The organism is Francisella marina, assembly GCF_008369785.1.
In the GTDB taxonomy this organism is placed as follows: domain Bacteria; phylum Pseudomonadota; class Gammaproteobacteria; order Francisellales; family Francisellaceae; genus Francisella; species Francisella salimarina.
In genome coordinates this window covers 1,958,623-1,982,988 of record NZ_CP043552.1, presented here as the reverse complement: position 1 = coordinate 1,982,988, position 24,366 = coordinate 1,958,623, and the positions used below count along the sequence as shown (strand labels likewise).

The window sequence follows — 24,366 nt, the reverse complement described above, 5'->3', positions numbered from 1 at the left end:
CTACACCCTATTATAGAGTTTTTGCCTTCTCAATTGCTTCTTGAATTGAACCAACCATATAGAAAGCTTGCTCAGGTAAGTGATCATACTCACCATTAACTATAGCTTTAAAACTCGCTACAGTATCTTTAAGTGACACAAACTTACCAGGGTTACCAGTAAATACTTCAGCAACATGGAATGGCTGGGATAAGAATCTTTGAATCTTACGAGCTCTATCAACTGTTTTCTTATCTTCGTCAGATAATTCATCCATACCAAGAATAGCAATGATATCTTTCAGCTCTTTATACCTTTGAAGTACTTTCTGTACAGCACGAGCAGTTTCATAATGCTCCTGTCCAACTACTAGTGGATCTAACTGTCTAGAAGTTGAGTCTAGTGGATCTACAGCTGGATAAATACCTAACTCTGCAATTTGACGCGATAATACAATAGTCGCATCTAAGTGTGAGAATGTTGTAGCTGGTGATGGATCCGTTAAGTCATCTGCAGGCACATATACAGCCTGAACTGATGTAATAGAACCTGTCTTAGTAGATGTAATACGCTCTTGTAAAGCACCCATCTCAGCAGCAAGTGTTGGCTGGTAACCAACTGCTGATGGCATACGGCCTAATAGTGCTGATACTTCTGTGCCGGCAAGAGTATATCTATAAATGTTATCAATAAACATCAAGACATCACGCTTCTCGTCACGGAAACCTTCAGCAATTGTTAGACCACTAAGAGCCACTCTTAATCTGTTTCCTGGTGGCTCATTCATCTGACCATATACCAAGGCAACTTTATCTAATACATTAGAGTCTTTCATTTCATAGTAGAAGTCGTTACCTTCACGAGTTCTTTCACCAACACCAGCAAATACAGAATATCCACTATGCTCTTTAGCAATGTTGTTGATAAGCTCCATCATTGTAACTGTCTTACCAACACCAGCACCACCGAAGAGGCCTACTTTACCACCTTTTGCAAATGGACAAATAAGATCAACTACTTTGATACCTGTTTCTAATATTTCAGTACTTAGTGCAAGCTCATCATAAGCAGGAGGAGCTTGGTGTATAGATCTTGTCTCTGTGTATTGAACAGGTCCAGCCTCATCGATAGGCTCACCTAATACGTTCATAATACGACCTAAAGTACCTTGACCTACTGGCACAGAGATTGGAGCATTTGTGTTTTCCACAACCATTCCGCGTCTTAAACCATCACTAGAACCCATAGCGATAGTACGTACTACGCCATCACCAATCTGTTGTTGTACTTCTAGCACTAAACCTGTTTCATTTACATTTAAAGCATCATATACTTTTGGAGTGTTATCTCGAGAAAACTCTACATCAATAACAGCACCAATTACTTGAATAATTTTACCTGTACTCATTTACCTCTCCTAAACTGCTGCCGCACCTGAACAAATTTCCGCAAGCTCTTGGGTAATCATAGCTTGTCTTACCTTGTTGTAATCTAATTTTAACTGATCAATAATATCACTAGCATTATCAGTTGCATTTTTCATAGCCATCATACGAGCTGCTTGCTCACATGCTGCATTTTCCAATATTGCGCCTCTAACTTGAGCTTCGATATACCTAATACACAGAGCATTTAATACTTCTTCTATATCCCTCTCATAGATATAGTCCCAATGACCTTTAGAAGCATTTTTTTTGTTTTCTTTTAGCTCTTCTTCTGTGAAGATATCTTGTATAGGCAATAGCGTTTGCAATCTTGGCTTTTGCTTAATTGTACTAACAAACTCGTTACTACTCATATATAGCCTATCTATTTCACCAGCAGTAAACTTGTCTAACATCACTTTAACAGCTCCGCTAATAGCCCTAATACTGCCCTCTTTATCTTTATCGTTATAATGAGCTGTAGCCACTACATTTACATCTTTCAGCTTTGCAAAAAAGCTTGCTGCTTTTGAACCAATTACACAGACATCAATCTCAACTCTATCTTCAACATTCTTTTTGATATTTTTAAGAACATGCTTAAACAAGTTAATATTAAGCCCACCACATAGGCCTCTATCAGTAGATGTAACTATATAGCCAACCCTCTTAACTTCTCTATCAAATAGATAAGGGTTCGGATAATCTATACTTGCAGATGTAACATTTTTGATAATAGTATTTGCACTTTCAACATAAGGGCGAACATTGTTCATCTTAACAATAGCTCCTCTCATCTTACTAGCCGCAACTAATTCCATAGCACCAGTGATCTTTTGTGTATTTTTAACACTCGATACCTTGGATTTTATTTCTCTAGCGTTAGACATAGTCTATACTCCTATTACCAAGCTTGATTTGCTTTACAATCTTCAACAATTGTTTTTAACTTGTCAGCTATCTCAGCATCATATTTGCCTGTCTCATTAATTTCTGCAACCACTTCTGCATAATTACTTTCTGCAAGAGCATGTAGCGCAGATTCAAATGGAATCACTTCAGAAACTTCTAGACTATCTAGATAACCATTATCAGCCGCATACAAAGATAGCGCCATCAATGCAATTGATAATGTTGAAAATTGCTTCTGTTTAAGTAATTCAGTTACTCTTTGACCTCTATTAAGCTGTGATCTAGTTGCTTCATCAAGATCTGATGCAAACTGTGAGAATGCTTCTAATTCTCTAAACTGAGCTAGTGCTAAACGGATACCGCCACCAAGCTTTTTAATAATCTTTGTTTGCGCAGCACCACCAACACGAGATACCGAGTTACCTGGGTTGATTGCTGGTCTTAATCCAGAGTTAAATAAGTCTGTCTCTAAAAATATCTGACCGTCTGTAATTGAAATTACGTTCGTAGGTACAAATGCAGAAATATCACCAGCTTGTGTTTCAATAATAGGTAATGCAGTTAAAGAACCAGTTTTACCTTTTACTTCACCGTTTGTGAATTTTTCCACATACTCTTCATTTACCCTAGCTGCTCTTTCTAGAAGCCTTGAGTGAAGATAGAACACATCACCGGGATACGCCTCACGTCCAGGCGGTCTTCTTAGAAGCAAAGAAATCTGTCTATAGGCCCATGCCTGCTTAGTCAAATCATCGTACACAACCAAAGCGTCTTCACCACGATCTCTAAAGTATTCACCCATAGAACACCCAGCATAAGGTGCAATATATTGCAATGCAGCAGAATCAGAAGCTGTAGCAGCTACAATAATTGTATGCTCCATAGCCCCATGCTCCTCAAGCTGTCTAACAATATTTGCAATCGATGATGCTTTTTGGCCAATCGCCACATAAATACACTTTACACCAGTACCTTTTTGGTTGATAATCGCGTCGATAGCAATGGCAGTTTTACCAATCTGTCTATCACCGATAATTAACTCTCTTTGGCCTCTACCGATTGGAACCATCGAGTCAATTGACTTAACGCCAGTCTGTAATGCCTGATCTACTGATTTTCTCCAAATCACACCAGGTGCAATTTTTTCAATTGGTGAAGAGTGATCAGTTTCAATCTCACCCTTACCATCGATAGGGTTGCCCAAAGCGTCAACCACTCTACCTAAAAGAGCTTCTCCAACAGGCACCTCTAATATTCTACCTGTACAATATGCTTTATCGCCTTCTCTAATATGTTCATACTCACCTAAGACAACAGCCCCAACTGAGTCAGTATTTAGGTTTAGCGCTAAACCATATACGTCTCCTGGTAGCTTAATCATCTCACCAGCAGTTACATCATCCAAACCATAAATAGTAACAATACCATCAGCAACACTGACAATAGTACCTTCTGATTTAAGTTCAACTGAATTGTCAAACTTTTCAATTCTTTTCTTTATTAAACCACTTATTTCTGATGGACTTAATTGCATAAGCTCACTTCCTATAATTTATGATAACAAAATACTTTTTAATGTCTCTATACGACCTGATACAGAATCATCTATTACTGTATCACCAACCTTAATTACTGTTCCACCCACTATAACAGGGTCAACACTCACATTCATTTCAATAGTGCAGTTAAACTTCTCTTCAAGTTTAGCTTTTAGCTTAGTAAGCGTGCTCTTATCAGCTTTGTAAGCCAAGGTAACATCTGCTACTTTTATATTATTATGTGTGTTTTTGATAGTTTCAAACTGGAATGCTATTTCAGGCAGTATAGATAACTTTTTATTTTCTGCTATTAGTGCAACAAAGTTATAAAACTTCACATCTAACTGGCCTTTTACAGCACTTATAATCTCATCCTGAGAAATTTCAGGATTAGCAATAATAGCTGCGACAGAATCATCTTGTACTAATTCAGAAAAAGACTGAAGATGCTTTGACCATTCTTGCAGAAGATTATACTCATTTGCAAACTCAAACGCAGCCTTTGCATATGGTTTAGCAATTACACTTAGATTTGTCATGTACCTACCTTTTATACCCAAAAGTTATACTTTCTCTACGAAGTCTTTCAGAATCTTTTTACTAGATTGCTCATCAACATTTGCTGATATAATCTTACTAGCAGCCGCCATAGCCAAGCTAACAACTTCATGTTTAAGTTCTTCTTTAGCTTTGATTTTTTCTTGCTCGATTTCAGCCATAGCCATGCTTTTGATTTTATCAGCTGCTGCAATAGCCTCTTCTTTAGCTTGTTCATCTACTTTATGAGCTCTAACATAAGCATTCTCAACTATTTCAGTAGCCTTTGCTTTAGCTTCACGCAATACTTCAGCAGACTGTCTTTTGGCAACTTCTAACTCTCTAGATGCTCTATCAGCAGATGCCAAACCTTCAGCAATCTTTTCTCTACGCTCATCTAAAGCCTTGCGCAGTGGAGGCCATACAAACTTCATTGTAAAGCCAACGAAGATTGCAAATGTTATCATCTGCCCAATTAGAGTTATATTAATATCCATCTACTTATCCTTTAGATAACAAATTTATGATTTTATATTCTTTTTACTATGCACCAACAACTTTTTGAGCAGCTTCTGCTAAGCCGGGGATAGCTAATGGGTTAGCATACAACACTAAGAAACCAATAGCGATTGAGATAGCAGCGAATGCATCTACGAAAGCAGCAACAATAAACATACGACCAAGTAGCATACCACCTAGCTCTGGCTGACGAGCCACGCCCTCTAGATACTTACCACCCAACACACCAAAACCTATCGCAGTACCTAATGCTGGTAAAGAGATTAGTAAAGCAACCGCTATAGCAGTCAAACCATTTAAGTTACCTAAAACCTGTAAAGACATATCCATTTCTTATTTCTCCTGTTTTTATTTAATTTTATTTAGGTTGATTTAAACTTAGTGAGCTTCCTGCGCCATATTTAGGTAAACCACAGTTAGCATCATAAATACAAATGCTTGTATTAAAACTATCAATATATGGAAAATAGCCCATATTCCGCCAAGCGTCCACTGGAACCACCACGGTAACAGTGCAATCAAGATAAATATTAACTCTCCTGCAAAAATATTACCAAATAAACGTAGCGACAGCGAAACTGGCTTAACTATCTCATCTACAAGCCTAAAGAATATATTTAAAGGGAATAACCATATCCCGAAAGGAGAACTTAAAATCTCTTTCAGCAAACCAAACCCTTTAGCTTTAAGATTATAAAAAACCACCAAGAAAAATACCGCGATAGACATCGCAAAAGTAACGTTAGGATCTGCTGTAGGCACCACCCTAAAATACACATCATGACTACTTGTGAAGAAGCTAATAATCCAACCAAAAAGATCAACAGGGAGTAAATCCATCAAATTCATAAGAACAACCCAGACAAAGATTGTTAAGGCCAGTGGCGTAACAAAATCTCTTTTGTGATGATAGTTTTCAGCAACCATACCATCCATCCATTCCCATACTGCTTCAATCATATTTTGAAACCTTCCCGGAACTCCTGCATTAGCTTTTCTTGCCGCCATAAACATAGCTAAGATGAATACAACCCCCAAAACCCCACTAACTAGCAAAGAGTCGACATTTAACTGCCAGAAAGAACCTTCGCCAAGGCTTATTTGCCAATGATGTAAGTGATGCTGAACGTACTCAGTAGCTACTTGAGAACCTGCCTCTGTATTTGCCATTACATATCCACCAATAATTTTTAAATATTTTTTGTATTTAACAACCCTAAAACGTGCTTATCTTACCCTTCTAAACAAGATAGGCACAAAACATACGACCAATTGTAACAAAAGTAATCCAAAAATGTAAGAAAATAATTTGGGTTTGACATAAACTGCCAACAGTATTGTAATCAATGCTACAATGCCCAATTTTAGAAGCTCGCTCATATAAAAAATGACTATCTCAACTCCTGGACTGAACTGCTTTTCAACAAACAATCTGAAGAAAAAAATAAAATTGGCTAAGAACATTGTTGCAGCACCAAACGCAAAAGAATTAGCGTATACATAGCCATATATTGACAAAATAACAAGATATCCAACGATACCCAAACAAAACTGAATTAAAATAAATCTTTTCTCATTTATCCTAATATTTGACAACACAACTCAACTATCACTGTTAATAAAAAATATTAAAGCTATGATATCAAAAAAGCATATATTTAACAAAGAAAAGCTTTAGGCTTGATTTATATATTACTGGAACTTAAAATTATATCCTTAAACTACCTAAAATAGGCACGGTATGGAACAAAAAATTCACAACATTCGCGGATATGCATGGATAATAATTGTACTTAGTTCTTTCTTGCTCTTTGACAAATATATTATGCAAGTATTTCCAAGCCTAATTACTGATGATATGATGTCCAGCTTTCATACCAACGCCACTCAAACAGGGGCGTTAGGCTCAGCTTTTTTTTGGTCGATAATTATCTGTCAGCTATTTCTTGCTGGCCCAATTATAGACAAATTTGGATTTAGACTAATAAGCCCAATATCAATAACCATCTCTGCAATAGGGGTCATACTTTTTGTTGTAGCCTCAAATCTAGGTAGCTTAAGCATGGCATATATTGCTAGAATTATTACAGGGCTAGGAGTTTCATTTGCCACCATATCTTACTTAAAAGCTGTTTCCGTTTGGTTTGAACCCCGTAAATTTGCATTCGCTGCTAGTTTTTTAGCAACTGCAGCAATGATTGGCGCACTCTGCGCACAAGCACCTCTAGCATACCTAATAACACTATGTGGCGACTGGAAAATGGCTATGCTTCTATTCGCTGTTGCTAGTTTATTTATCGGTGTTCTTTACTATATAGTTGTACGTGACTTTAACCCAAAACAGCCTGAAGCTAGCTCACCAAGTAATCAATTAAAAACATTAGATGCACTAAAAGAAGTTGTCAAAAATAAAAATAACTGGCTTTTAACTTTTTATGTAGGACTAAGCTTTACAGCTGTTGATGCATTTGCTGGATTTTGGGGCAATGCTTATTTTAGAGAAGCCTACCACATATCTCGTGAAGAAGCTGCTAGTATCATATCAATGATATTCATAGGTATGGCAATAGGATCTCCAATCATAGGAAAGCTATCTGAAATTCTTGATAGCCGAAAAGGGGTCATGATTTTCTTTCACATTATAGGGTCTATCGCCTTAAGCTTTGTACTACTAACCAAAACTAGTGCAACGCTATCAGCAATACTACTTTTCGTATTTGGCTTATGCCTAGGCATATACATGCTGTCGTTTGCAATAGGAAATCGTATAAACCCTATCGTTATCACAGCCACAGTAGCGGCATTCATCAATACAGGGGAACCAATATTAGGAGCTATCTTTGACCCTTTAATTGGCTATTTCCTAGACTGGTCGTGGACTGGAAAATACCTAAACAAAGCAGGAGAGGTTATTTCACAACACACAAGTCCAGATGATATTAAATATTTTGATTTAAGTTCATACCATTTTGCTTTTACAACTCTTGTGATAAGTATGGCAGCATCCTTGATAGTCCTATTATTAATAAAAGATAGTAAAGACTAAAAGGTATCTTACTTAAGCAACATGTCAAATCTTGAATCTAATTTAGCCTCGACTGTTACAAGCTTCTGTTGTTTCTCATCATAAAACTCTAGCTTTCCAGCATGAAGTAACAATTTATCCACACCCCTTGCTAGTAGTTTTTTATCTTTATCTATGTAGCCATATTTTTTGTCAGCTACAATAGGATGTCCCATAGCTTTAGTATGAACCCTGATCTGATGAGTACGGCCGGTTTCCAACTTAATCTCTAAAAGACTATAATCGCCAACTTTTTGCACCGATAATATTCTTGTAAGGGCTTTTTTACCTTCTCGTTTATCAACTTTGACTATTCTTTGACCATCTTTTGTCTCTCTACGACTCAAAGGTAGGTCAATCATTAAAATCTTTTTATCCCAATAGCCATGAACTAAAGCATAATAAATTTTTTTCACTTTACGTTCTTTGAAGATATCAAAGAAATATACTAGTGAGCTATGTTTTTTAGCCAACAGTACACAACCAGAAGTTTCTTTATCGAGTCTATGCACCAAATCTAAACGTCTTGCTTTGGGGCGCAACTGTCTCAACCTTTCTACTAAGCCAGAATTGACACCAGACCCACCATGAACAGCCATACCAGATGGTTTATTTACAATAATATAATCATCTGTCTCATATAAAATTCGTTGTTCTAAAAAATCCAAATGTGACCTAGGAACCTTTATATTTTCTACTTTTTCATCTAAATTGAATGGCGGTATCCTAACGATATCCCCCGCACTTACACGAGTTGTCTGCTTAACTCTTTTTTTATTTACACGTAATTCACCCTTGCGAATCCAACGGTAAATAAGCGGTTTTGGCAAGCGAGAATATCTACCTATTAAAAAATTATCAATCCTTTGCTCTACAATATCTTCAGCAACTTTAATAAGCTGAACCTTATTCATTTGAGATACCAAAATTATTATTCTGCATATCATTCAGTCTACTTATCGTTCTTTGAAACTCGAATCTTAAACGCTCACCTTTATAAAGCTGAGTAAAATCACTATTCGCCAATATAACAACTTTTTTGTTTTGATCATAAAACTCATCAATAAGGGCAATAAAACGTCGCGCCATGTCCTCATTATACTGATCAAAACCAGTCAGATCATAAATAAAAACTTGTTCATACCTACTACAAATATCAATATAATCATAAGAGCTTCTACCATCACCACAAATAACCTTAAAGTCAAAACAAATATCCTTATGGCTTATAAGTAGCGCAGCAATTCTTCTACCCAAAACATCTATACTTAGATCTTTATCAAAGTGCTCATTTCTAAGGAAAAACTTATCAAAAAAGTTTTTACGATTTTGCTCGTTATATGGGTAGAGGTAATTTAAGTATTCCGTAGGCAGACGAAACCTATAATCAACACCTGAATCTAAATTCAAAACATTAACATTTTTAATAAGAATATCTATGGCTGGTAAAAATAGCTCTCTTTGCAAGCCTCTCTTATATAAATTTTCAGGCTCAATATTCGAGGTAGCTACAAGTATCACACCAAGCTTAAATAGTTCTGTAAAAACACTTCCCAAAATCATAGCATCAGCAATATCTTCTACAAAGAACTCATCAAAACAAATAATTCGCATATCCTTAGCCATATCATATGCAACCTTCGATATGGGGTTCTTATAACCTTGATATTTCCTTAATTCTGAATGAATCTCCTTCATAAAATGAGAGAAGTGCTGTCTTCTTTTTTGCTTAATAGGTAAATTATCAAAAAAAATATCCATGATGAAGGTTTTACCTCTACCTACACCTCCCCACATATAAAGTCCTTTGATATGAGAATATAATGACCTCTTGAGAAAACCGAACTTCTTTTTCTTATCTACTGATATCTGATTCATTATTTCCTGCAAATTCTTTATAGCCTCAAGCTGCAAAGAATCCACTTTTAGATTAAGTTCTCGAACTTTTTGGAGATAAGCGTTCTCTAATTTCATTATTTGACTTCTTTATCTTTAACTAAAACTAATAGGAAAAAAGACACAAACATGCTAAAAACCAAAATCAAAAAAGCATTATGATAAGCACTTATATGAAAATACCTATGAGCGCCTTCCGTAGCAACATTTGTAATTTGATTATGAATATCTATATATTGACCAGTCCATGTCAGATCAAGTAGATGCCCTATAAGAGGATCGAATAACGCACCTAGTAATGGCTCACCTGTATTAATTAAAGCAGCTACAGTAGCGGCCACAACTATTGGGTTTATGCGATTACCTATGGCAAAAGCTAGCATATATACCCCCAGGCAAAATCCAAATACAAACAATAATGCTCCTGAAATTCCGGGAGTGAGCTTAAATTGTAAAACCAAAGCCAAACAAATTGTTGCAATTATATGGAAAATGACCATAATCTTAACTCTACTATCAAATTTCTCAGAAAGCTTACCAATAACAGGAGAGCCTATAGCAAGTCCAAGAAACATCATAGATACAATAAATGAAGCTTCTTTAGCAGGAATTCCATATAACTCCCTGAAGTAGTTATTACCCCAAATACCACCAAAAACATCTATCGTTGTAAATGTTAATCCCGTATATAGTGTAAGGTACCAATTATTCTTGTTCATAAGTACCTTTTTTATACCAGCGAGAGTCCCTGTATTCCCTCTAGTATCATTAGCAAATGATGCTTCAGGGTTATAGTCTCTTACCAAGGCAAGATATAGCAAAGCCATAACTATACTAAAGCATGCATAACCAATTAAGGCCCTATGCCATGACCCTGTAATTTCAATAAGATAAACAAGTGGAACTTGTCCTAGCAAAGCTCCCAGCATTGCAGCAGTCATCAAAAAACTACAAACAAAGGCGAATTTACGTGGATCGAACCAAACTGCTGCTGCTTTAATATAACCAACAGTAGCAAAAGATGCTCCTATTCCAATCATTAATCGAGAAACACAGCCAAGCGCAAAACTATGAATATCTGCCGAAAGAACAAATAATATTAGTCCAATTGCAGAAAGAATCAGTGAAAAAAAACTGACTTTTCTAAACCCTAACTTGTCTATAATTGGGCCGGCTACAAAAAACTGACAAAATACTACTGACCACAAAAATAGCGATACCATAGCACTCATTTCTGTAGCATTTATCGAAAAACTAGTCATCAGCTCATTTGCTATAAGACTAGGAGATACATTCATTATGTATTTATCAATCAGTAAAAATGAGCTCAGACCCACAACTATCCAAGCATAACCTTTTATATTATGTAACTTCATATAACTATTTTTTCTAGAAAATTTATTAATTCATTCAAATGAATTTGCTCTTGCGGCTTATCTTGTTGTAAATATTTCACACCAACAGCTTGTTGCAACAGTTCATCCTGACCAATTATCACAGCAATTTTAGCACCAGACTTATCTGCCTTCTTAAACTGCGACTTAAAGCTACCAAATTTCAAATCCATACCTACCTTTAGCATAGGTAACTCTTGGCGTATACTCTCAACCGTCAGCAACGATCTATGCAACTGACTACTATCTAGCACGAAAAAAACATCACAAGCATCATTATCTAGAGGAAGCTCACCTTCACTTTCAAGTAAAAGTATTAATCGCTCTAGACCAATAGCAAAGCCGATAGCACCAGTTTTTTGACCGCCTAAGTTTTCTACTAAATTATCATAACGACCACCAGCGCATACTGCTGCTTGAGCACCCAACTGATCAGTAGTCCATTCAAAAACCAATCCGCTATAATAATCTAGACCTCTGACTAGATTCTGATTAACTCGATAGTTAACTCCTAAGTTATCAAGATACTCACATGTCTGCTCAAATCTCACCAATGAATCTTCATCAATAAAATCAATAAGCTTAGGAGCATTCAGCAATATCTGTTGAGTTTGCTCATTCTTAGAGTCGAGTATTCTCAGAGGATTCTTATCCAACCTCTTGATAGAATCTTCATCCAGTTGAGCATGATATGGTTTTAGATACTCTAACAATGCTTTAGTATATTCTTGTCTATCAGAACTAGATCCCAGACTATTTAACTCCAACTTTACACATCCAGAAATACCCAGCTCTCTGAATAAGTTCCAGCCAATAGTAAGAATTTCTAAGTCTATCGCAATATTATCATAACCATAAGCTTCAACACCAAGTTGATAAAATTGTCTATACCGACCTTTTTGAGGTCTCTCATAGCGAAACATAGGCCCAGAATACCAAAGCTTTTGTGTTTGCCCCCTATTAGCCAAACTATTCTCAATTACCATACGCACACAACCGGCCGTACCTTCAGGTCTGAGCGTTAGACTTTCTCCACTTCTATCTACAAAATCATATGTTTCTTTTGAAACTATATCTGAAGTTTCTCCGACACTTCTATGAAATAGCTCACTTTTCTCTAAGACAGGCAGTCTAACTTCATCATAATTATATTTACCAAGAACTGATTTTATTTTTGACTCTAGAAATTGCCACTTAAAGCTATCGGAAGGAAGAATATCATTAAAGCCACGGATAATAGTAAGTTTGCTCATAAGCTACCTACCTTAATTTTTCAACTTTAGTTTCTGTAACACTATCTTTATAGTTTTCTTGTAATGACTTATCATCTTGTTTAATTATCTTTGAATCAGCATCTAATGCTTGTTGGATTTTTCCTTCCATCTCCATTCCGTAATCAAGAGATTTATCATAAATAAACTTAAGATTTGGAACTATTCTAAGATTTAGTGATTTAGCTATAGATGATCTAAAAAAACCCTTTGACTTATCAAAAGCTTTAGATATATATTGAGCTTCCTGAATGTCTAAGCAGGTATAGTATACCTTTGCATAAGATAAATCCTTAGAAAGCTCTATCTCTGTAATAGTTGCAGTAGCAAGCTTGGGATCTTTAATTTTTGTACGCAATAGTAAAGATATTACTTTTTGTAACTCACTCGCCACTCGTTGCACTCTACCTTCTGCAGCCATAACTATAACTCCTTAGCAACCTCAATAACTTCAAATACTTCTATCTGGTCACCTTCACGGACGTCATTATAATTCTTGACACCGATACCGCACTCCATACCTTTCTTAACTTCATTAGCATCATCCTTAAATCTCTTAAGTGACTCAAGGCTACCTTCATAAATAACCACGTTATCTCTCAAGACACGAATAGGATTTGTACGTTTAACAGTACCTTCAACTACCATACAACCAGCAATTGAACCAAATTTAGAAGATCTATAGACCTCCCTAACTTCCGCAATACCAATAATTTGTTCTTTCATTTCTGGAGATAGAAGACCAGTCATTGCTTTTTTAACATCATCTATCAAATCATAGATAATATTATAATAACGAAGCTCTACACCATCTGTTTCAGCAAGCTTTTTCGCAGCACCATCAGCACGCACATTGAAACCAACAATCACAGCCATAGACGCAACTGCTAGTGTCACATCAGAAGAAGTAATAGCTCCAATTCCACTTGCGATAATATCAACCTTAACCTCATCTGTCGAAAGTTTAAGTAAAGACTCTCTAATTGCTTCAACTGAACCCTGCACATCACCTTTAAGAATAATTTTAAGAGTTTGTTGTTCACCTTCTTTGCCCATATTGCTAAACATATTGGACAACTTAAGTGCTTGCTCTTGAGCTATTTTAGCTTCTTTCTGTCTTTGAGATCTTTGTGCTGCAAGCTCTTTAGCCTTCTTCTCATTATCAATAACGACCACATCATCACCAGCTGCTGGAACACCAGACAGACCAAGTATTTCTACAGGAGTAGCTGGACCTGCTGTTTTAATCTTCTTACCTAGATCATCATGCATAGCTCTGACTCTACCGTACTCAGTACCACACAAGATATTATCGCCTTGCTTAAGACTACCATTTTGAACCAGTACAGTCGCGACTGGACCACGCCCTTTCTCTAAGCGAGATTCAATAACAACACCTTCAGCCAAGCCCTCAGCAAACGCCTCTAATTCGAGAACTTCTGATTGTAATAATACAGCATCTAATAGTTCAGCAACACCCTCACCAGTTTTAGCGGAAACATTAGCAAACATAACGTCTCCCCCCCAAGATTCTGGAATCACATTACGCTGAGCTAACTCGCCAATAACCCTATCTGGATCAGCTTCTGGTTTATCAATCTTATTTACAGCTACAACAATTGGAACACCTGCTGCTTTAGCATGCTGAATAGCCTCTTCAGTTTGAGGCATAACCCCATCATCTGCAGCAACAACTAGAATCACGATATCTGTACTTTTAGCACCACGAGCACGCATTGATGTAAATGCCTCATGTCCCGGAGTATCTAAGAATGTAATCGATCCTTTACTCGTTTCAACAGAGTATGCACCAATATGCTGTGTTATACCACCTGCTTCTCCTGCTACAACCCTTGCTTTACGTATATAGTCCAACAATGAGGTCTTACCGTGATCCACATGACCCATAATAGTCACAACTGGTGCACGAGAAATCTTTTTATGCAAACTTCTATCAACTGTAGTAACGGCTTCTTCAAGAGCATTTTCATTATGCAATGTATACTTATGACCCATTTCTTCAACAATCAGAACAGCTGTCTCCTGATCTAATGACTGATTAATCGTAGCCATCACACCCATATTAAACAGTACTTTAACAATTTCAGCACCTTTTACAGCCATTTTATTAGCTAAATCACTAACTGTAATACCTTCATGTATTTCAACTGTCTTCACTGTATTTTCAACAGGTTTTGTAAACTCTTGTTTTTTAACTTTAGGAGCTTTTAGTTTACCTTTTTTACTGCCAAACTCATCAAATGAATCCATATCACCTGCAAGCTGTGACAATTGTCTTGGATTAGCCTTTTTGAAGCCTTTACCACCAGCTTTTTTAGCCTTTGATTTTCTCTCTTCCTCTTCCCTCTTGTACTTAGTATTACTATTAGCGGGTTCAGAGAAAACTTTCTTTGTAGCTTTTTTCTTAGTTTGTTTAGCAGCAGCAGACTTTTCATCATCTTGAGACTTAGTTTCTTGTACCTTAACTTCAGGCATTGATGTGATTTTAAAGCCACTATCTTTGACAACAGGTTTTGAGACAGTTTTTTCCTGCTTTTGCTGTTCAGCATTAACATTTTGCACTTGAGCATTCACACTATCAGCTACTTGATTTTCTTTACTATCAACTATTGGCTTAGACTCTTCAGTATTAGACTTCTCTACTTTTATAGCAGGTTGTTCTTCTACCTTCTTTGCAACTCGTCTCTTTTTCTTAACTGATACATTTATCTTATGTTTACCATCAAGCTTAAGTGAAGTCACTTTCTTCCTAGCAACTGAATTCTTTGTACTATTAATCTTCTCTAAAAGAGTCTTCATCTCTTCTGGACTTAAAGTATCTTTTTCACTATTCTTTTCAATACCAAAAGATTTAAGCTGATTCAGCAAAGTGCTTACATCTTTATTTGTTTGTTGTGCCAACTGCCCAACTGTAATTTCTGCCATTTCCCTCTCCTTTGTACTATTTTGATTCGTACTTCCTATTCAAACCAAGGGGCTCTTGCTTGCATTATCAAATCTGTTGCTTGTTTTTCATCAATAGCAACAATATCAAGCAACTCATCTACAGATAGCTCTGCTAGATTTTCCATTGTTACTACATTATTTTGAGCTAACTTATTAGCCAGCTCCGCATCCATACCTTGCATATTAAGCAAGTCTTCTGCAGGCTTCCTACCACCTAATGCCTGAGATAATATTACAGCTTTTGCTCTCTCTTGAAGTTCATCTACTATCTCTTCATCAAAACCTTCAATCTCTAGCAGCTCATCTCTATCAAGATACGCTAAATCTTCCAATGTTTCGATACCTTCTTCGATTAACACTAGTGCAAAGTCATGATCAATATCCAATGCGTCCACAAACTTTTCAACTATCGTCATTTGTTTCTCTTCTTGCTCAGTATCAGATAAAACATTTATCTTCCAACCAATAAGAGCACTTGCCAATCTAACATTAACCCCATTCTTACCAATAGCTTTTGATAGACTTTCTTGCTTAACCACAATATCCATTGAGCTAGTTTCTTCATCAACATTTACTTCCAAGATATCTTCAGAGTCAACTGGTGACAAAGAGTTGATTGCATATTGAACCATATCCTCATCCCATAGAATAACATCTACCTTTTCACCATTTAGCTCACTCATAATAGAGTGTATTCTAGATCCTCTAACACCAACACAAGCACCACATGGATCTATTCTCTGATCATTACTTTTAACTGTTACCTTTGATCTAAAACCTGGTTCACGAACAACATTTACTACGTTTATCAGCTCTTCTTCTACTTCAGGAACCTCAAGCTTAAACAACGCCTTAAGCATCATATTGCTAGCACGACTAAGCATGACTGTGCTTGGTTTGCCAAACTCATCAACCTCGACATTCTCAACACATGCTCTAATTTTATCACCAACACGGAATCTTTCTCTCGAAATCAAGTCTTTTTTAGGTAGGATACCTTCAGCGTTATTACCAAGATCGATAACAAGGATCTCATAGGTTGCTCTTTTAACCTCTCCGTAAACAATATCACCAATTTTACTTTGATAAAATTTAGCTGTTTTCTCTCTTTCAAAATTTTTGATTTTTTTCATTAAAATCTGTTTTGCCATAGTAGCAGCAATACGCCCATATTCTTTGACCTCGACAGACTCACGTATTACGTCACCAGCTTTAACATCATAGCCCTTTTCTTGTGCCACGTCTTCATAAAGCTCTTTAGAATAATCAATCAAATCTTCATCTTCAGAGACGATATGCCAAACTCGATCTGCCTTAAAATCTCCTGTAACTCTATCGATTTTAACTTCGATATTCATGTGCTCATCAAGCTCTTTTTTAGTTATAATAGCCAATGCTTCTTCCATAGCCTCGAACAAAAGATCTTTTGAAATATCTTTTTCATTTGCTACAGTCTCTAATACTAACAATAATTCTTTGCTCATACCTAATCCCTCTATCTAACTAAAATCTGGCGAAACTCTAAACTTCTTAAGCTCATCAAAATCAAAACTGACTTCTTTACCATCATCAAGCTTTAGAGTAACATCATTGCCTTCAACTCTCTCAAGCACACCTTTAAATTTTGTTTGAGACTCAACTGGTGTTAAAGTAACTGCCTTAACATTAAATCCTATCAAAGCTTGTGCTTGAATAATATTAAAAATTTGGCGATTCATACCCGGAGAAGATACTTCTAGAACATACTTATCTGAGATAGGATCTTCCACATCAAAAATTGCACTCACCTCTTTACTTACAACCTGACAGTCATCAACTGAAACACCATTCTCATGATCAATAAAGATACGTATTGTAAGCTTACCAGTACCTACAACCTCTATTCCCCATAAAATATAGCCTAAATCAGCTGTGATGGGTTCTACTATTTCATACAAATCATCTAGTAACATTTTCACCCCTTAGATTTTGCATACCCTCTAGATAGCAAAAAGGCCCTTGAAGGGCCTTTATAAAATAAAAACTTTTGGTAGCGGGGGCAGGATTTGAACCTACGACCTTCGGGTTATGAGCCCGACGAGCTACCAAGCTGCTCCACCCCGCGTCTATGAGAATATATAATAACAACATTTCAGTAGATGTCAAGCCTTATAATAATCTCTTTTTTTAAATACTAAACTCTCTTATAGCATCTATCATAACTTTTACATTGTCAGGGTCAATATCAGGATATATCCCATGACCTAAATTTACAATATAATTATTCAGCTTATCTGAGTGGATAAACTCCATACTTTTCTTAACCGTACTTCTGATACTATCAGGTGTGCCATACAAGAATGCCGGATCAAAATTGCCTTGCAGAACCTTACCTACACCTATCCTATGGCGTGCTTGATCTAGAGTTACACTCCAATCAACACCAACCCCATCACATGACTTATCTTTAAACTCCTCAAAAAAGTTTGCCCCTCCTTTTGTGAAGAAAACTACAGGAACATTAGATTTCTGCTTAACATTTTTAGCAATATACTCCATATACTTTAATGAAAATTCTTTATATTGTTCTAAAGGTAGAATTCCTCCCCAAGTGTCAAAAATCATTAAAGAACTAGCACCGGCTTTGACTTGCTCAAGCAGGTAAATCACTGTTATATCCGCTAACCTTTGAAGAAGTGCGTGCATCAATTGAGGATTTGCATACATCATTTTTCTTAGTTTATTAAACTGTTTTGAGCCAGAGCCCTCAACCATATATGCAGCAAGTGTCCATGGACTTCCAGTAAAACCTATAAGAGGTACATTTATAGCAGCCTTCGTAGTTCTAACAGCATTGTAAACATATTCCAAATCACCAACACTATCTTCTGCTGACTTTAACCTATTTAAATCCTTTTCTGACTCAATAGGATCAGAAAATACAGGACCAACTCCCTTGATAAATTTCAGATCCATACCCATTGCTTCAGGAATAGTTAAAATATCTGAAAATACAATTGCAGCATCAAGATCATATCTTTCTAGCGGGTGTAGTGCCACCTCACAACAAGCATCTGCATTGCGACACATATCCATAAAGTTCTCAAACTTTGATCTTACTGCACGATATTCTGGTAAATATCTACCAGCTTGACGCATTATCCATATCGGTGGTTTTTCTAATTTCTCATGCTTAAATGCATCTAAAAACAACTCTCTCATACTTAACATACCTTTAAATTTATTATGAAGGACTATTTAAAAAACTTGTCCATTTTTCTGTAACCTATAGCTTCTTGAATTGCTAGTTTTTCAATTTTCTTGCATCCGCTTAAATCTGCTATTGTTCGAGCAACTTTGAGTATTTTATAGTACCCTCTGGCTGATAGTCCAAGCTTTTCTATAGCTAGTGTTAGCATTTTTTTACTTTCTTCATCAAGGTCACAAACCTCGTCTAACTCTTTACTCGTTAGCATTGAATTTATTTTACCTTGCCTAGTGATCTGGATATCTCTCGCTTTTTTAACTCGCTCCCTAATTATACTACTTTTTTCGCCTCTTAACTCTTGATTTGTTAGATCCTCTTTTGCTAGCTCAAGAACCTCAACCTGCAAATCAATTCTATCCAAAAGAGGTCCCGAAAGCTTACTTTGATATCTTCTAATTGATTGAATTGAATCTGAGCACTCTTTATACTGCGATCCTAAATACCCACACGGACAGGGATTCATAGCAGCTATCAATTGGAAGTTCGCTGGATACTCTACCTGACACTTTGCTCTAGAAATATTTACAACTCCCGTCTCAAGAGGTTCTCTTAAAACCTCTAGAACCTTACGGTCAAACTCTGGCAACTCATCAAGGAATAACACGCCATTATGAGCTAAAGATATTTCACCGGGCATAGGATTGCTACCACTGTCAATTCCAAGAATTAGTGCTAATATACTTCTATATAAATCAATGATTTTATTAGACACAATTCCAAGAATTAATGATAATCTGCCATAAAATATGTCAATTATCCAAGAATTAGTGCTAATAAATAACATCTGAAAAAAACATTATGAAAATAAAGTCTAATTATAGAGATATACACTACACTTATTCAAGTGTTTCAGGGAATTATCCTTTTAGATTAGAAAAAACTGTTAGTTTCGAATCAACCTTAGAAAGAGATTTTATTACTCTTATGGAGTTTAATCCTCTTGTATTAGATCTAACTGAACAACCTATAACCTTTAAGTATAATAACTTAAATAATAGAGAAGCTTCATATACTCCGGATTTCAAAGTGGATTTTTCTGCAGATACTAGTTTACCCTCTTCATACATTGTAGAGGTTAAACCTAGAAAGTTTATAAAAACAAATTGGTCTAAACTTCGAGAGAAATTCAGGTTAGCTACAAAATATGCTAAAGAAAATGGTTATATATTTAAGATATATGATGAGAATAAAATACGCTCTCAATACTTAAATAATATCAAGTTGGTTAATGCTAGAAAATATATTGAATATTCTTTGGAAGAAGAAGCAAGGATTTTAGAGCATTTATCACTATCAGGACATTTATCAATTGATGAAATCTTAGAGTACTTATATGTTACTAGAGAACAAAAAGGCATTGCTCTTGGGCAAATACTTAATTTGATAGCTAAGCATTGTATTTGTTGTAATATGAATCTGCCAATAAGTCGTAGCACGATTATATGGTGCAAAAATAAAGAGAATTTTTATGAGTCAATACACTATAGATAGAAGTAAAGTGGTAATAAAACCAAAACAGTATGTTAAAGTCAAAAATGATATTTTTAGAATAACGCAAACCATTGATTTTGAAACAGTCGTTGGCGTGAATATTAAAACAGGAAAAGCTAAGTCGATATTAGTTCATGAAATAAAAAATATTATAGATAAAAACGAAATAATCAGTGATGGGCAAGATGTTTCTTCGTATACCGATACACAGTGGCAAGAGATAGAAAGACGCTTTGAAATAATCAAACCTTTACTTGGCGTATCGACAACAAAAGAAGATATAGAGACTGTAGCAGAAAAAAACAATATTCATTTTACAACCATATATAGATGGTTACGTAATTATAGAATTAGTGGAGCTATCACAAGTCTTCTAAAACAAAAACCTGGTAGTGAAATTGGTTCTAGTCGTATCTCTCAAATAGCTGATATGGTTATAGAAAAAACTATTGAAGAATATTACTTAACTAAGCAAAAACCCTGTATACAACGAATAATAGAACTTGTTCACATAGAATGTCATAACAAAAATATAACTCCTCCCAGTAAGAATACTATTCGATCAAGAATTGCAAAAATAAGTAATGAAGAAAGATTAAAGAAACAAGGCAATAAAGATATAGCAAGGAATATATATTCACCTGCAGCTGGAAGCTTTCCTCATGCAACAAATCCACTATCAGTAGTTCAGATAGATCATACTCTTATGGATATAATTTTAGTTGATGATGAAAATAGGTTACCAATAGGAAGACCATGGATAACTCTTGCTATAGATGTATACAGCAGAATGATAACTGGTTACTACCTATCATTAGAACCTCCAAGCGAAGCATCAGTAGCTTTATGTCTTACATGCTCAATGTTACCTAAAGATAAGCTACTGCTACAATATGAAGTTGATGCTGGTTGGCCTGTATGGGGAATAATGAATACTATTCATGTCGATAATGGTGCTGATTTCAGATCTGATTCACTAAGAAAATCTTGTTTATCTTACGGTATTAACATTGAATTTAGACCTGTCGGAAAACCGAACTTTGGTGGGCATATAGAAAGACTTATTGGAACTATAGTAAAAAAGGTTCATTCGCTACCGGGAACTACGTTTTCAAATATCTCTGAAAGAGGCAATTATGACTCAGATAAAAATGCGTGCTTGACATTCAAGGAGTTTGAAAAGTGGTTGTTATTATTTATAACCAAGGTATACCATCAAAAGAAGCATAGTTCTTTAGGGATGTCTCCACTACAAAAGTGGGAAGATGGTATATTTGGAACAAGCGAACATACTGGTTGTGGTTACCCTACAAAACCAAACAATCAAGATACCTTATTAATAGATTTCTTACCAATATTCAATAGAACAATTCAAAGAGCTGGAGTCAATATAGATGGGCTGAGCTACTATGATAATTGTTTAAGACCTTGGATTAATTACATCTCTTCCTCAAGTAAACAAAAAGAAAAATTTATATTTAGAAGAGATCCGAGAGATATTTCATATATCTGGTTTTTCGAGCCACAACTAAAACAATATTTTAAAATTCCTTTAGCAGATCAATCCATACCTCCTATTAGTCTATTTGAATATAAATCTGTAAAGAGTACTCTAAAAACTCAAAGAGCTAAAATAACCTCTTCAAATGTATTACTAGCTCTAGAAGAAATGCAACACCATGTAAAAACAAGTGCCTCCGCATCAAAAAAGATAAGAAGACAGAAGCAAAGAAAGGATAATATAAAAGAACAACTAACCATAAAAAAGACCCCTATTACTAATAGCACAAACCATGAAGATGATTTATGGGATGATGATGTTGAAGCTTTTGATTAGAGAAATTTGAGCGATGTCAGAATATTTACATTTGGATGAAGAAACAAAGAAGATTATAGATGAAAGCACTGATAAAAGAATAGACTATCTCTACAGACCTGTTTGGATTAACTACCCTAAGACTATAGATATAGTAAAACTGCTTAATAGTCTTTTAAGAAGACCTAAGCAACCAAGAATGCAAAACTTACTACTTATTGGTGAGTCAAATATGGGAAAAACATCCTTAATTAACTATTTCCAATCCCTCCACCCTTGCCAGATAATTGAAGATACTGAGAAAATGTCTCATGCGCAAAAAACACTAGTTGTAGCACAATCCCCTGTTTCAGCTGATGAAAAAGCACTGTACATAGCTATTCTAGATAAGTTTTGGACACCATTTAGAACTACTGACACAACAGCTAAATTACGTCATCAAGTTATTCATCTTATGAAACAATGTGATGTTAAAATGCTTATTCTAGATGAGATTCATAATTTGCTCAGTGGTACAGCCGCAAAACAGCGTATAGTTATGAATGTAATAAAGAATTTAAGTAATGAACTTTTCATACCAATAGTTGGAGTAGGAACACATGATGCTGCATTAATATTGCACTCAGATCCACAACATGCAAGCCGCTTTGACATTGTTACTTTACCTAAGTGGGATTTGAATAAAGATTTTAGATCTCTACTAAAATCTTTTGAAAAGCGACTTCCTCTTAGAATAGATTCAAATTTAGCCTCTAAAGAAAAAGCTACTCTTCTCTACACTATCTCAGAAGGCAATCTGGGTGATTTACATAAGCTATTAATTGAATGTTGCGTTACAGCATTAGAAACAAAAACAGAATCTATATCTATAGAAATTATTGAAAAACATAAATGGGTTAAGAAAACTCATGGACTCAGAAAAAGAAAATAAGTGGCCCATCATTCTTCAATTTAATGAAAATGAATCGCTAAGCTCATGGCTTATTCGTAATTCTATAGCTAATGGATCTGATCCAATAAACTTTACTGGAGCTATATGGAATAACTGGAGATGTTGGAGCATAGATATTGATGTAAACATTTCTACTAAATACCTAAAAGCATTAGCTAACTCGACCAACATCCCCATTTCACGCTTTAAAGAATCGCTACTTCACGAAACCCTTCTAAAAATTAATAAATACTCTTCTAGATACTCTTGGCTAGTTCCCTTAGGCTCTAGAAATAGAATAAAAACGAATGGTTACTTCTATTGTCATGAATGCTTTAAAGAAAATGACTTTTCATTAAAAAAACCATATAGACTAGCCTGGGTTATAACTTGCACTAAACACAAATGTTTACTATCAAATGCATGCCCTAACTGCAGCTCTTTATTCCTACCACATCTTGTTACTTTCGATAAGGGTAAAGTACAAAACTGTTTTTACTGTGATTATTCATTAGCAAACCATAAAGGTGTGCCTGCAGATAAATTAGTGATACAAATACAGGATCACTTAACTCATAGTATTTATACAAATACCCACTTATTGTTTGGAACAAAATACTGTAAAGAACAATTTGAACTAATTAGAGTAATTCTATCAATGATAATAAGAGCTATAAAATCACCTAAACCATTTAGTTATTTTTTAAAAAGATTTGCTTTTGACATAGAGTTAAAAAGCTGCAGCTTTTCTAACAAGGCTTTCGAATATCGAGATATTTTAGAAAGATACACAATACTTAAGATACTAGCTAGAATAGCTTTTTTAACTAAAGAAGAATTAATACAAGTATTAAAAGATTCTAGCATTTCTAAATCCATGTTCATTCAGAAAGAAAGTTCTTTTGAAATTATAAATTTTATTAAAGGTAGTCTTGTCGATAATAGTAAAAACTCAGTATCAAAGAAAATTGTAAAAAAAGAATTTATACCCACTCCTGAAGGTATTGTTGACAACATGCTAAAAGACTTAATAAGTAGATTATGAATAAACAAATATGCTTTTCATGTAAGTATACAAGACCCTGTTATTTCTATGACCTTAATAAAAAACCAATTTGTAATATTTGTGCTAATGAAGTCTATAGATGTTGTAAAACATGTGGTAAAAAAATACCAGCTGGTTTTGGTAATTTCTGTAATGGGTGTACATCTATGAATGGTATTTACAGAAAGCTTCGATCATATGAGTTTAAATTACAGAATACCATGAAATTATTTGTAAAATTCTGTTTATGGCTAGCAAGATATAGGGATCCACATTACTCGAGCATAAACATAAATAGGTTTCATAAGCATTTTATGATTATTGATCACACAATA

General features: G+C 35.3%; 23 protein-coding genes and 1 tRNA gene. 5 read left to right on the top strand and 19 right to left on the bottom strand.

Annotation, left to right across the window (positions count from 1 at the left end; all coding sequences use genetic code 11):
- Window positions 1-10 precede the first annotated feature (10 nt).
- Genes atpD through F0R75_RS10340 form a run of 8 tightly spaced genes read right to left on the bottom strand, consistent with a single transcriptional unit; the run spans window position 11 to window position 6,508 of the window.
- A complete protein-coding gene (atpD, locus tag F0R75_RS09725; RefSeq protein ID WP_146420902.1) occupies window positions 11-1,387 on the bottom strand; it encodes a F0F1 ATP synthase subunit beta in 1,377 nt (458 codons plus the stop codon).
- A gap of 9 nt (window positions 1,388-1,396) precedes the next feature.
- Window positions 1,397-2,293, bottom strand: coding sequence for a F0F1 ATP synthase subunit gamma (locus F0R75_RS09720; RefSeq protein ID WP_013922333.1), 897 nt, complete (start codon window positions 2,291-2,293; stop codon window positions 1,397-1,399).
- 14 nt (window positions 2,294-2,307) lie between these two features.
- Window positions 2,308-3,849 (bottom strand): F0F1 ATP synthase subunit alpha, encoded by a 1,542-nt coding sequence (atpA, locus tag F0R75_RS09715; RefSeq protein ID WP_149368865.1) that lies wholly within the window; start codon window positions 3,847-3,849, stop codon window positions 2,308-2,310.
- Between the two features lie 18 nt (window positions 3,850-3,867).
- Complete coding sequence (locus F0R75_RS09710) at window positions 3,868-4,392, bottom strand: F0F1 ATP synthase subunit delta (RefSeq protein ID WP_149368866.1); 525 nt, start codon at window positions 4,390-4,392, stop codon at window positions 3,868-3,870.
- 24 nt (window positions 4,393-4,416) lie between these two features.
- Window positions 4,417-4,887: a F0F1 ATP synthase subunit B gene (locus tag F0R75_RS09705; protein ID WP_013922330.1), complete on the bottom strand. Its 471-nt coding sequence runs from the start codon at window positions 4,885-4,887 to the stop codon at window positions 4,417-4,419.
- A 46-nt stretch (window positions 4,888-4,933) separates the two neighbouring features.
- A complete protein-coding gene (locus F0R75_RS09700) occupies window positions 4,934-5,239 on the bottom strand; it encodes a F0F1 ATP synthase subunit B (protein ID WP_013922329.1) in 306 nt (101 codons plus the stop codon).
- 48 nt (window positions 5,240-5,287) lie between these two features.
- Complete coding sequence (gene atpB, locus F0R75_RS09695; protein ID WP_013922328.1) at window positions 5,288-6,079, bottom strand: F0F1 ATP synthase subunit A; 792 nt, start codon at window positions 6,077-6,079, stop codon at window positions 5,288-5,290.
- Between the two features lie 57 nt (window positions 6,080-6,136).
- Window positions 6,137-6,508 carry an ATP synthase subunit I gene (locus F0R75_RS10340; RefSeq protein WP_149368867.1) on the bottom strand — a complete coding sequence of 124 codons (372 nt, stop codon included), beginning with the start codon at window positions 6,506-6,508 and terminating at the stop codon, window positions 6,137-6,139.
- A gap of 142 nt (window positions 6,509-6,650) precedes the next feature.
- On the opposite strand from F0R75_RS10340, the gene F0R75_RS09685 reads away from it, so the two are divergent.
- Complete coding sequence (locus F0R75_RS09685) at window positions 6,651-7,955, top strand: MFS transporter (protein ID WP_013922326.1); 1,305 nt, start codon at window positions 6,651-6,653, stop codon at window positions 7,953-7,955.
- Between the two features lie 8 nt (window positions 7,956-7,963).
- Here F0R75_RS09685 and F0R75_RS09680 read toward each other — a convergent pair whose 3' ends face one another.
- The 11 genes from F0R75_RS09680 to F0R75_RS09630 form a co-directional block, all read right to left on the bottom strand.
- Complete coding sequence (locus F0R75_RS09680) at window positions 7,964-8,887, bottom strand: RluA family pseudouridine synthase (protein ID WP_013922325.1); 924 nt, start codon at window positions 8,885-8,887, stop codon at window positions 7,964-7,966.
- Window positions 8,880-9,947: a cell division protein ZapE gene (gene zapE / locus F0R75_RS09675; RefSeq protein ID WP_149368868.1), complete on the bottom strand. Its 1,068-nt coding sequence runs from the start codon at window positions 9,945-9,947 to the stop codon at window positions 8,880-8,882. Before zapE ends, F0R75_RS09680 begins: the two co-directional genes overlap by 8 nt.
- Complete coding sequence (locus F0R75_RS09670; protein ID WP_146420909.1) at window positions 9,947-11,245, bottom strand: MFS transporter; 1,299 nt, start codon at window positions 11,243-11,245, stop codon at window positions 9,947-9,949. Before F0R75_RS09670 ends, zapE begins: the two co-directional genes overlap by 1 nt.
- On the bottom strand, window positions 11,242-12,516 hold the full coding sequence (gene hisS / locus F0R75_RS09665; RefSeq protein WP_149368870.1) for a histidine--tRNA ligase: 1,275 nt from the start codon (window positions 12,514-12,516) through the stop codon (window positions 11,242-11,244). Before hisS ends, F0R75_RS09670 begins: the two co-directional genes overlap by 4 nt.
- Window positions 12,517-12,523: 7 nt before the next feature.
- Window positions 12,524-12,955 (bottom strand): 30S ribosome-binding factor RbfA, encoded by a 432-nt coding sequence (gene rbfA, locus F0R75_RS09660; protein WP_149368871.1) that lies wholly within the window; start codon window positions 12,953-12,955, stop codon window positions 12,524-12,526.
- 2 nt (window positions 12,956-12,957) lie between these two features.
- On the bottom strand, window positions 12,958-15,480 hold the full coding sequence (infB, locus tag F0R75_RS09655) for a translation initiation factor IF-2 (RefSeq protein WP_149368872.1): 2,523 nt from the start codon (window positions 15,478-15,480) through the stop codon (window positions 12,958-12,960).
- A gap of 35 nt (window positions 15,481-15,515) precedes the next feature.
- Entirely contained in the window at window positions 15,516-16,985 is a 1,470-nt protein-coding gene (nusA, locus tag F0R75_RS09650) for a transcription termination factor NusA (protein ID WP_149368873.1), read from the bottom strand.
- 15 nt (window positions 16,986-17,000) lie between these two features.
- On the bottom strand, window positions 17,001-17,453 hold the full coding sequence (gene rimP, locus F0R75_RS09645) for a ribosome maturation factor RimP (protein WP_013922318.1): 453 nt from the start codon (window positions 17,451-17,453) through the stop codon (window positions 17,001-17,003).
- 75 nt (window positions 17,454-17,528) lie between these two features.
- A tRNA-Met gene (locus F0R75_RS09640) sits at window positions 17,529-17,605 on the bottom strand.
- A gap of 62 nt (window positions 17,606-17,667) precedes the next feature.
- Window positions 17,668-18,702 carry a uroporphyrinogen decarboxylase gene (hemE, locus tag F0R75_RS09635; protein WP_149368874.1) on the bottom strand — a complete coding sequence of 345 codons (1,035 nt, stop codon included), beginning with the start codon at window positions 18,700-18,702 and terminating at the stop codon, window positions 17,668-17,670.
- A gap of 32 nt (window positions 18,703-18,734) precedes the next feature.
- Complete coding sequence (locus F0R75_RS09630) at window positions 18,735-19,532, bottom strand: ATP-binding protein (protein ID WP_246145956.1); 798 nt, start codon at window positions 19,530-19,532, stop codon at window positions 18,735-18,737.
- Window positions 19,533-19,546: 14 nt separating this feature from the next.
- Between F0R75_RS09630 and F0R75_RS09625 the strand changes: the two genes are divergently transcribed.
- The 4 genes from F0R75_RS09625 to F0R75_RS09610 are packed head-to-tail and all read left to right on the top strand — an operon-like array spanning window position 19,547 to window position 24,031.
- Complete coding sequence (locus F0R75_RS09625; RefSeq protein WP_149368875.1) at window positions 19,547-20,239, top strand: TnsA endonuclease N-terminal domain-containing protein; 693 nt, start codon at window positions 19,547-19,549, stop codon at window positions 20,237-20,239.
- A complete protein-coding gene (locus tag F0R75_RS09620; RefSeq protein ID WP_149368876.1) occupies window positions 20,217-22,076 on the top strand; it encodes a Mu transposase C-terminal domain-containing protein in 1,860 nt (619 codons plus the stop codon). The genes F0R75_RS09625 and F0R75_RS09620 overlap by 23 nt, the downstream gene beginning before the upstream one ends.
- 13 nt (window positions 22,077-22,089) lie before the next feature.
- Window positions 22,090-22,986 carry a TniB family NTP-binding protein gene (locus F0R75_RS09615; protein WP_149368877.1) on the top strand — a complete coding sequence of 299 codons (897 nt, stop codon included), beginning with the start codon at window positions 22,090-22,092 and terminating at the stop codon, window positions 22,984-22,986.
- A complete protein-coding gene (locus F0R75_RS09610) occupies window positions 22,964-24,031 on the top strand; it encodes a TniQ family protein (protein ID WP_149368878.1) in 1,068 nt (355 codons plus the stop codon). The genes F0R75_RS09615 and F0R75_RS09610 overlap by 23 nt, the downstream gene beginning before the upstream one ends.
- The last annotated feature ends 335 nt before the right edge of the window (window positions 24,032-24,366 follow it).